The sequence below is a fragment of the Methylopila musalis genome (assembly GCF_042679725.1).
In the GTDB taxonomy this organism is placed as follows: domain Bacteria; phylum Pseudomonadota; class Alphaproteobacteria; order Rhizobiales; family Methylopilaceae; genus Methylopila; species Methylopila musalis.
In genome coordinates, this window is sequence record NZ_JBHTMX010000104.1 from 1 (window position 1) to 10,009 (window position 10,009).

Annotated in this window: 8 protein-coding genes; 3 read left to right on the forward strand and 5 right to left on the reverse strand. The window is 72.1% G+C overall.

The features are described from left to right. Positions 1-933, reverse strand: a 933-nt coding sequence (locus tag ACFQ4O_RS11430; RefSeq protein WP_378775819.1) for a LysR family transcriptional regulator, incomplete at its 3' end; no start/stop codon positions are given. A 106-nt stretch (positions 934-1,039) separates the two neighbouring features. Between ACFQ4O_RS11430 and ACFQ4O_RS11435 the strand changes: the two genes are divergently transcribed. The 3 genes from ACFQ4O_RS11435 (at position 1,040) to ACFQ4O_RS11445 (ending at position 4,205) form a co-directional block, all read left to right on the forward strand. After that, entirely contained in the window at positions 1,040-2,023 is a 984-nt protein-coding gene (locus ACFQ4O_RS11435; protein ID WP_378775820.1) for an alpha/beta fold hydrolase, read from the forward strand. 164 nt (positions 2,024-2,187) lie between these two features. Further along, entirely contained in the window at positions 2,188-2,580 is a 393-nt protein-coding gene (locus tag ACFQ4O_RS11440; protein WP_378775821.1) for a YkvA family protein, read from the forward strand. Next, positions 2,577-4,205: an ABC1 kinase family protein gene (locus ACFQ4O_RS11445; RefSeq protein WP_378775822.1), complete on the forward strand. Its 1,629-nt coding sequence runs from the start codon at positions 2,577-2,579 to the stop codon at positions 4,203-4,205. The genes ACFQ4O_RS11440 and ACFQ4O_RS11445 overlap by 4 nt, the downstream gene beginning before the upstream one ends. Before the next feature lie 16 nt (positions 4,206-4,221). On the opposite strand, the gene ACFQ4O_RS11450 is transcribed toward ACFQ4O_RS11445, so the two are convergent. The 4 genes from ACFQ4O_RS11450 to ACFQ4O_RS11465 all read right to left on the reverse strand — a co-directional run. Continuing rightward, positions 4,222-4,731 carry a cupin domain-containing protein gene (locus tag ACFQ4O_RS11450; RefSeq protein WP_378775823.1) on the reverse strand — a complete coding sequence of 170 codons (510 nt, stop codon included), beginning with the start codon at positions 4,729-4,731 and terminating at the stop codon, positions 4,222-4,224. A gap of 193 nt (positions 4,732-4,924) precedes the next feature. Then, on the reverse strand, positions 4,925-6,721 hold the full coding sequence (locus ACFQ4O_RS11455) for a hydantoinase B/oxoprolinase family protein (protein ID WP_378775824.1): 1,797 nt from the start codon (positions 6,719-6,721) through the stop codon (positions 4,925-4,927). 10 nt (positions 6,722-6,731) lie between these two features. Then, the gene (locus tag ACFQ4O_RS11460) at positions 6,732-8,804 is read right to left on the reverse strand and encodes a hydantoinase/oxoprolinase family protein (RefSeq protein WP_378775825.1); all 2,073 of its coding nucleotides are present in this window, start codon (positions 8,802-8,804) and stop codon (positions 6,732-6,734) included. Continuing rightward, the coding region (locus ACFQ4O_RS11465; RefSeq protein WP_378775826.1) for an amidase at positions 8,801-10,009 on the reverse strand (1,209 nt) is incomplete at its 5' end. The genes ACFQ4O_RS11465 and ACFQ4O_RS11460, both read right to left, overlap by 4 nt.

The window sequence follows — 10,009 nt, forward strand, 5'->3', positions numbered from 1 at the left end:
CGTGGCGCGGGGCGGGCCGATGCGGCGCGCGACGGCCGCGAGGTCGTCCCGCAGGCGGGGCGCCACGTGGTCGATGAACGCCCGCAGCGTCACGTTGCGGCGCGGCACCGGGTGGAACACGAGGCTGACCGGGATCGGCTCCGGCTCGAACGGGGCGAGCAGCGCGCGCAGGCGGCCGGCGGCGATGTGCTCGGCCACCTGATAGGACAGCGCGTAGCAGACGCCGTGCCCGGCCACCGCCGCGTCGATCGCCGCGCCCGCCGAATTCACCGCGAGGCGCGGCCGGACCGTCACCGAGAACCGCCGCCCGCGCCGCGCCGCTGGCTCCGCGAAGCGCCAGAGCGCGCCGGCCTCGCTCTCCACGTCCCCGAGGCATGCGTGGCGTTCGAGGTCCTGCGCCGTCTCGGGCGCGCCGGCGCGAGCGATGTAGTCGGGCGAGGCGCAGACCAGCTGGCGGACTTCGCCGAGCTTCGTCGCCACGATCCCGGAATCCGGCAGCGGCGCGAGCCGGACCGCGACGTCGACGCCCTCGTCCACGAGGTCCACCACCCGGTTGAGCAGCAGCGCCCGGGCGCGGGCCGCCGGATGCGCGGCCAGAAAGGCGCCGATCGCCGGCACAACATGCCGCCGCCCGAACAGCTCCGGCGCCGTCACGGCCACCAGCCCGTCGATCCGGTCGCCCGCGCCGCCGCCCTCCGTCTGGTCGAGCTCCGCCAGCACCGCGCGATAGGTCGAGAGGCTGCGCTCCCCCGCCTCGGTCAGGCGCAGCCGGCGCGCGCTGCGGTGGATCAGCCGCTCGCCCAGCCGCTCCTCCAGCATCTGAAGCGCGCGCGTCACCTTGGCGGGCGAGACCGCGAGTCTGCGGGCGGCGCCCGCCAGCGAGCCCTCGTCGACGGTGGCGACGAACATCGCCATGGCGTCCAGCCGGTCCATGATTGTCCAATCTGAAATCTCAGACTTCACGTTGCCGGTCTTATGCGTCGTTCTGCAAGCCATAGGTTGATGGCCAGACACTGAGGCGAACGGGAAAGGCCACGCCATGACGACGACGCAGGATGGATTTGAACGGCGATCGGTGATCGCAGGTCTGGGGCTTGGGGGCCTCGCGGCCTCGACGGCCCTCGCGGGCCAGGCGCAGGCGACGCCTGCCGGCGCGGGCGCGGACGCGAAGCTGCGGTTCGGGAGCCGGAAGGTCGGCGACGTGACGGTGTTCTACCGCGAGGCCGGCCGGCCCGACGCGCCCGTGCTCCTGCTGCTGCACGGCTTTCCCACCGCCGGCCACATGTTCCGCGACCTCATTCCGCTGCTGGCGGACCGTTACCGGGTGATCGCGCCCGACCTCGCCGGCTTCGGCCGCACGGTCGCGCCGCCGCGGGGGCGCTTCACCTACAGTTTCGACGCGCTCGCCGAGGTGGTGGAAGGCTTTGTCGACGCCCTCGGGCTGACGCGCTACGCGCTCTACGTGTTCGACTACGGCGCGCCGACCGGGTTCCGGCTCGCCATGGCCCATCCTGAGCGCGTCACCGCCATCATCAGCCAGAACGGCAACGCCTACACAGAAGGCTTCAGCACGGAGTGGGGCCCGTGGGAGGCCTACTGGCGCGACCCGAGCGCCGCAAACCGCGAGGCCTGCCGCGCGTCGCTGACCGACGAGGCGATCCTGTTCCAGTACCGGCACGGCGCGGCCGAGGATCGCGTCTCGCCGGACGGCTACACGCTCGACATGCATTACATGCGGCGCCCGGAGGCGCAGGAGATCCAGCTCGACCTGATCCTGAGCTACCGCACCAATGTGGAGCGCTACCCGGAGTTTCAGGCCTATTTCCGTAAGCATCAGCCGCCGCTGCTCGCGGTCTGGGGCCGCCACGATGCGTTCTTCATCCCGCCCGGCGCCAAGGCCTATGCGCGCGATCTGCCGAAGGCCGAGATCCATCTGATCGACGCCGGCCATTTCGCGCTCGAAACCCACGCCGCCGAGATCGCCGTCCGCATCCGCGATTTCCTCCAGCGCAACGGCGTCTGACCGGGGAGCGAACCTGCGCGGACCGAGAGTTGCGAAACGCGAAGGGCGCGTATGGCGCCCTGCCGCCGGGGAGGTGAGCCCCTATATGCGCCCTGCGGCGTCGGTGTTTCCGCCCGTCGCCCGAGGGACGCGCGTCGTGAGCGCGTCGAGCGAGAGGCGACCGCGTGCTGCGTTGGCTGAGACAGAGGTTCCTGCGGTTCCGGCGCGAGGCGGTGCTGCTGGCCTATGCGGTCCGCGATCCCGACACGCCGTGGGGCTTGCGGATCGCGAGCCTCGCGGCCGCGCTCTACCTGCTCAGCCCGATCGACCTCATCCCGATCACGACGCCGGTGTTCGGCGTGGTGGACGATCTGGTCATCGTGCCCTGGATCACGGCGCTGGTGGCGCGGCGCCTGCCGGAAAACGTGCGGCTTCGCGCCGGGCATAAGGCCGACGTCTGGACGGCGCGCTGGCTGAAGCGCCCGCTGCTGGTCGCCGCCGTCGCGCTCGCCGTGCTGGTCGCGATCTGGATCGGGGTTCTGTGGCTGATCGCCCGGTGGCTGTGGGGAGCGTCGTGAGCCTTCTGGAAACGAGCCTCGTCGCCATGCGCGACCGCAAGCGGCTGGCCGAGATCAGCGCCATCGCGCTGCGCTACGGCGTCATGGACATTTTCGCGCGTCTGCGGATCGGCCGGGCGGCGGCGCAAGGGGCGTCGCACGACGAGACCGCGCCGGAGCGTCTGCGCGGCCTGCTCGATGAGCTGGGGCCGACCTTCACCAAGCTCGGCCAGATCCTGTCCACCCGCTCGGACCTGCTCGGCCCCGAATGGACCGACGCGCTCGAAAAGCTGCAGAGCCGGGTGCGGCCGCTGCCGTGGGACGTCGTGCGCGCCGAGATGACCGAGGCGCTCGGCGAGGCGCCGGAGGACGTGTTCGCCCACATCGACCCGGAGCCGCTCGCCGCGGGCTCCATCGCGCAGGTGCACCGGGCGCGGCTTTCCGGCGGCGACGAGGTCGTGGTCAAGGTGCGGCGGCCCAACCTGCGCCCGCGCATCGAGGCGGACATGCGGCTGCTCGCCCACCTCACGGAGCTGGCGCAGGCCCGGTGGCCGGACATCGCCCGGTTCCGGCCGCGCGAGATCGTGCGCAACCTCTCCGCCGCCATGGCCGAGGAGCTCGATCTCGCGGCGGAAGGGCGCAACAACGACCTGATCGCGGCGAATCTCGCAGACCGGCCGGGCGTGCGGCTGCCGAAGATCTGGCGCGCCTTCTCGTCCGAGACCCTGCTGGTGCAGGAGTTCATCGACGGCGTGGCGCCGAACGACGCCGCGGCGCTGCGCGCGCAGGGGCTCGACGGCCGCGTGCTGGCGGAGCGGGGCGCGGGCGCCTTCCTGCACATGGCGCTGGTGGACGGCGTGTTCCACGCCGATCCGCATCCCGGCAATCTCCGGGCGCTGCCGGACAACGGCGTCGCCTTCATCGATTTCGGAATGGTCGGGCGGCTCGGCGCGCGGCGGCGCGAGGAGCTGCTGTCGCTGCTCGCCGGCATCGTCGATCAGGACGGCGGCCGCATCGCCCTGCTGCTGATGGACTGGGCGGGGGAGCCGAACAGCGACCTGTCGCGGCTCGAAGCCGGCTGCGACCTGTTCGTGGCCCGCCATGGCGCGCCGCCGTTGCGGCTCGGCGCGGCGGTGTCGGACATCACGGCGCTCGCCCGCGAAAACGGGCTGACGCTGCCGCCCGACCTGACGCTGCTGTTCAAGGCGCTGATCACCGCGGACGGCGTGATGCGCGGCCTCGACCCCGAGTTCGACGCCATCCGCGTCGCGACGCCGATCGTGCGCGCGCAGATGCAGCGCATGTGGAGCCCCGCCGCTCTCGCGCGGCAGGGCAAGGCGCTGTCCATGGACGTGGCGTCGCTGCTGCGGGACCTGCCCGGCCTGTTCCGGCTTCTGAACACGCGGCTGCGGCAGGGCCGGATCGAGGCCCGGATCGAGCTTCAGGGGCTGGAGCGCCTGAGCGAGGACATCCGCTGGGCCGCGATCCGCGTCGCGGTGGCGATCGTGACCGCCGCCTTCGCGCTCGGGCTCGCGCCGAGCCTGCTCACGCTCGGGCCGCCGCTCGCGGGTCTCGCGCTCGGATCGTGGATCGGGCTGGCGCTGGTCGCCACAGGTCTCGTCTGGCTGATCCTGCCGCGCCGGTGAGGGCTTAGAGCCCCGGTCACTCCGGGGCGCGGTGGATTGGATCGGTCCAGTACACCGCCTCCGGAGCCTCCACCGGATCGACGTCGGTGATGTTCACCACCACCGCCTCGTTGTCCGAGCGCACCAGCACGCATTCGAGCGTGTTGTCGGGATCGGCGTTGATCTCCTGATGCGGCACGAAGGGCGGCACATAGATGAAGTCGCCGGGGCCGGCCTCCGCGACGAACTCCAGCCGGTCGCCCCAGCGCATGCGGGCGTGGCCGCGCACGATGAAGATGACGCTTTCGAGCTCGCCGTGATGGTGCACGCCGGTCTTGGCGTTGGGCGCGATCGAGACCGTGCCGGCCCAGATCTTCTGGGCGCCGACCCGCGCGTGATTGATGGCGGCCTGCCGGAACATGCCCGGCGTCTGCGCCGTGTTGCTGTCGAGCTGGTCGCCCTTGATGACGCGGACGCCGTCATGCTTCCACTGCGCCCGATCGTGGTCGTGCGGATGGTCATGGTCGTGCGGGTGATCGTGGCTCATGGTCGCCTCCCTGTGTCCCTGTCTTGTCGTCCGCTCGGACGTATCCGCGGCGCATTGAACTAGCCCACGTCATGCCCGCGCGGAACGCGCGGGCATCCACGACGTCCGCCGGGCCGCGGCTTCAGCGCTCCAAGTCGTGGATGCCCGAGACAGGTTCGGGCATGACGGAGAGCGGCGTTCTCGAATAGCCCCCTCAGGCCTTCGCCGAGGCCCATCGCAGGCGCGCGGTCTCTCCGTCGTCGACCGCAAGCGTTCCGTCGGCCCCGCGCCGCAGCGCGACGCCGTAGAGGTCGCGGGCGCGGGCCTCGCTCTCCCAGCCCTCGGCCACGTCGTGCAGCACCCGCGCCGGGTCCCGTTCGTGCGGATCGCCATAGCCGCCGCCGCTGCTGTCGACGCCGCGGATCTTCTGTCCGGGCGACACCTGCAGCGTAACGACGTTCGGCAGGCGCTTCGCCGTTCCGTCATGGTCGATAAGGTAGGTCACGCCCGGCTCGCCGTCATGGCCGCCATGGACGCCGCGGGGCGGCGCGAACTGGCCGTCGCAGGGGATGACGATGGTCAGCGGATGGCCGACCGGGCCGTAGACGATCTCCTGCGCCGGCGCGCCGCGCGTGCGGCCGGCGCCGGCGGTCTCCGCCGCCATGCGCAGGGCGTAGACGTGGATCGGGAGCTTCACCTCGTCCACCTCCACGCTGTCGCGGTACATCAGCCCGGAGATGATCGGGAAGCCGTAGTTCACCCAGCCGTCCGCGGTCGGGCTCGCCGGGCCGCCGTTGGTGGAGAGCATCATGCGGTTCACGAACGGCGCGCCGTCGCGGCGGGCGTCCCGGCCCGAGATCACCGACATGCCCGCGCCGAGCCCCGTGCCGCCCTCGGCCATGCCGAAACCGTCGCCGAGTTCGGCGAAGGCCGACTGCACCACGTTCACCAGCCGCTCCGCGATGTTGGTGGTGGAGACGGAGCAGCTGTGCGGGAAGGCGGGCCGGCCCACGGCGCAGTTGTCGCGGAGCTTGACGGTGACGCGCCGGAACGAGCCCTGGTTCTTCGGGATGTCGTTGTCCAGCACGTTGAAGATGCCGCCGAGCACGCTGCTGATCGCCGAGGCCTCCGACACGTTAAGCCCGCAGTCGATGCTGTCGGGGTTGTCGGTCAGGTCGACGGCGATCGCGCCCGCCTCCGGGTCGATGTCGATTGTGACCTTGAGCTTCAGGCCCTCCGGCAGAAGGCCCTCGATCGGATCGGACTGGCCCTCCCGCGTCAGCCGCCCCTTCGGCAGCTTCGCGACGCCCTGGATCATGCGCTGTTCGGAATAGTTGAACCAGTCGCGGATGAACTGGCGCACGGTCTCGCGCCCGTATTTGGCGCAGAACTCCTTCAGCCGCCGCTCGCCGATGCGGGCCGCGCCGAGGCCGGCGAGGAAGTCGCCGTACCACTGGTCCGGCACGCGGATGCGCGCCCGGCAGATGCGGACGATGTCCTGGATGGTCTCGCGGTTCCGCTGGATGCGGACGCAGGGGAAGATGAGCGCGCCCTCGTGGTACACGTCGCGGGCGGCGGCGTTGTAGCTCGAGGGCACGCCGTTGCCGATGTCGGCCTGATGGGCCTTGGCGCAGACGGTGAAGAGGTGCTCGCCCTCGAAGAACACCGGAACCATGAAGGTGTGGTCGGCGGCGTGGGTGTTGCCGCCATAGGGGTCGTTGTCGAGATAGGCGTCGCCGTCGGCGTAGTCCGGGTGGTGCCGGGCGATGGCGGCGGTCTGCACGTTCATGCCGAAGATGTGGACCGGCAGCCCCTCGGCCGAGGCGAGGATCTGGTTGTCGGCGGTGACGATGCCGCAGGAGAAGTCGCGCGCGCTGCTGATGACGGCCGAGCGGGCCGAGCGCAGCAGCGTGTTGGTCATCTCGCGCACGATGCCGTCGAGCCGGTTGCTCATGATGGTGGTGAGCACGGGGTCGAGCACGGCGCGGGGGGCGGAAGCCTCGGTCGTCATGGGCGCGTCCTCACACGGTCTCGATGATGAAATGGCCGGCGGCGCTGACGCGCGCGGTCCAGCCCGGATAGACCACGATGGTCGTCGTCGGCTCCTCGATGATGGCGGGGCCGGCCACCGTCTCGCCGGGCCGGATCTCCGACCCGCGATGGACCGGCGTCCGCTCCGGGCCGGCGCCGCCGAAGAAGGCGGAACGGAACCGCGTCGCGGCCGCGGGGCCCGAGGGCGGGGCCGCGTCGAGCGGGGTTGGCTCCGGCGCGACCTTCACCGCGACGCGGCCCTTCCAGTTCACGAACTCCACGTCGCTGCCGGGGTCGCGCACGGCGTAGACGCGCTCATGGGTGGCGTGGAACGCCTCGGCCAGGGCGGCGACGTCCTCGGCGCCCGCGATGGTCCGGGACGGAAGCTCCGTTTCAAGCTCCCAGACCTGCGACTGGTAGCGCGCCTCCACGAAGTAGCTTTTGCGCACCTGCTCGGGCCGGACGCCCGGCAGCGCCGAGACGAAGCGGTCGAGTTCGTCGTCGATCCGCGTGAGCGTTGCGGCGACCCCCGCAAGGTCGAAGCGCCGGGCGCGGGTGAGCAGGGTGCCGGAATGTTCGGTCGAGATGTCGGACACCTGCATGCCGTAGGCGCTGAGCGCGCTTGCGGTCTTCGGGGCCAGCACCGCCGCGCAGCCGAGTTCGCGCGCGATCGGCAGGATGTTGAGCCCGGCCGCGCCGCCGCCCGCCACCAGCAGGCTTTCCGCCGGGTTCAGCCCTTCGCTCACCGTCAGCTCGCCGATCGCCTTGATCATCATCTCGTTGGCGACCTGGAGCACGGCGAAGGCGGCGTCCTGCGCCGGGCGGCCGAGGCGCTCCGCCAGCGCGCCGATCACCCGTTCGGCCGCGGCCACGTCGAGCGTCAGGCGGCCGCCGACGAAGAACTCCGGGTCGATGTAGCCGAGCACCACGGCGGCGTCGGTGACGGTCGGCTGCTCCCCGCCGAGGCCGTAGCTCGCGGGGCCGGGCACGGAGCCGGCGCTCTGGGGGCCGACCCGCAGCAGGCCGCCGCCGTCGATCCAGGCGATCGAGCCGCCGCCCGCGCCGATGCTGCGCACGTCCACGGCCGACATGCTGATGAGTTCGCCCACGAAGCGGCCGCCGAGCCAGGTGTCGCGGGTGTGGACCAGCTCGCCGTCGCGCACGAGGCCGACGTCGAAGGTAGTGCCGCCGGTGTCGGCGACGATGATGTTGCGGTTCAGCGTCTCCGACCGCGCATAGGAGAGCGCGGCCACCGGCGCCATGGCCGGGCCGGACTTCAGCGCATGGATCGGCCGCTCCGCCACCTCCGCCACGCTCATGCTGCCGCCGATTGAGGTGCTGATCAGCAGCTCGCCGGCGTAGCCGGCCTCGCGCAGATCAAGCTCCATCTCGCGGAAATGCCGCTGCATCAACGGCTTGAGCGAGGCGTCTATGACGGTGGCTGAAGCGCGCCGGTACTCGCGCATGATCGGCAGCAGCTGGTGCGACAGCGTGTAGGGAACGCCGGGCAGGATCTCCTCGATCAGCTCCCCGAGCCGCAACTCGTGGACCGGGTTGGAGATCGACCAGATCAGGCTGACGGCCACCGCCTCGAACGCCTGCTCCCGGAGACGGGTCAGCGTCGCGCGGGCCTGCGCCTCGTCGAGCGGGGTGAAGACCGAGCCGTCGGCCGAGACGCGCTCGGCGATCTCGAAGGTGTGGCGGCGCGGGATGTAGGGCTCGGGGAAGTTCTGGGAGAAGTCGCTCGGATTGGTCTTGCCGCCTTCCCGGAACAGCAGGATGTCGGGGAAGCCTTCGGTGGTCAGGAACGCGGTGCGGGCGGTCTTCTTGGTCACGACCGCGTTGATCGCGCGCGTGGTGCCGTAGATGAACACGCTCGTGGCCCGCAGCAGGGCGTCGGCCGTCGTCTCCAGCTGCTCCGCGGCGATGGCGATGGCGGCGGCCACGCCCCGGAAGATGCGGTCGTGTGTGGTCAGCGCCTTGCCGATCACGACGCCGCCCGCATGGGCGACCACCACGTCGGTGAACGTTCCGCCGGTGTCGACGGAGATCCTGTAGGTCATCGGGACACAAGGCTCTCGTGAGGGGGCGCCGCGGGGGCGGGGGCCGGCGCCGTGGGCTGGAGCGACGTCCAGCCCACGGCGCGCTCATAGGCGCGGCCGGTCTTCAGAAGCAGGATGTCGCTCATGGGCGGCCCGACGAGCTGCACCCCGCAGGGCAGCCCGTTCGAGGTGAAGCCGGCGGGAAGCGACAGCGCCGGCAGGCCGAGCACGTTCATGGGATTCGTCAGCCGCAGGAAACCGGCCACGACCTCGGCCATGCGCGGCCCGTCGCCCACGTCCACCTCCGCGATGGTGGGGACCGGATCGCGCAGCACGGGCGCGAGCAGCAGGTCGGCGCGGGCGAACACGTCCGAGAGCGCCGCGACCAGCAGCGGGGCCCGCCGCGCCAGCGCCGCCGCATAGGCCGCGGGCTCGACGCCGAGCCCGGCCAGCAGCCGCGCCCGGACCTGCGGCGAATAGGCGTCGGCCTCGGCGCGCAACAGCCGCGCATGGGTCGAGGCCGCCTCCGCCCCGAGGATCGCGCCGTAAAGCGGTCCGGCCTCGGCGAAGGCGGCGTCGTCCACGTCCACGAGGGTGACGCCGAGATCGCGGAAGGCCGCCGCCGCCGCCTCGAACCGTTCGGATACGTCGGGGGCGAGGCCGTCGCGGAAGAAGCCGCGGGGGACGCCGAGCCGCAGCCCGCGCGGCGGCTCCACCGGCGCGAACGCCGCGTCCAGAAAGGCCGGATGCGCCGGCGACGCCAGGTCGGGATCGACCGGGCGCGCGAGCACGGCGGTGAGCAGCGCCACGTCGCCCACGCGCCGGGCGATGGGGCCGACGACGTCGAGGCTCGACGACAGCGGCATGCTCCCCGCCGTGCTGATGAGCCCCGGCGAGGGTTTCAGGCCGACGACCCCGCACGCGGCGGAGGGCACGCGGATCGACGCGCCGGTGTCGGAGCCGAGCGCGCCGAAGGCCGTCCGGGCCGCCACCGCCGCCGCTGGCCCGCTGGAGGATCCGCCGCTGACATGGGCCGGGTTCCACGGGTTGCGGGTCGGGCCGTTGTGCGCGTTCAGGCCGATCGGGCCCACGGCGAACTCGGACATGGCGAGGCGCCCGAGCGTGACCGCGCCGGCGCGGTCGAGCCGGGTCAGCGCGTCGGCGGTCGAGGGCGCGGTCCAGTCGCGGCGGATCGCGGAGCCGCAGGCGGAGGTCTCGCCCGCCCG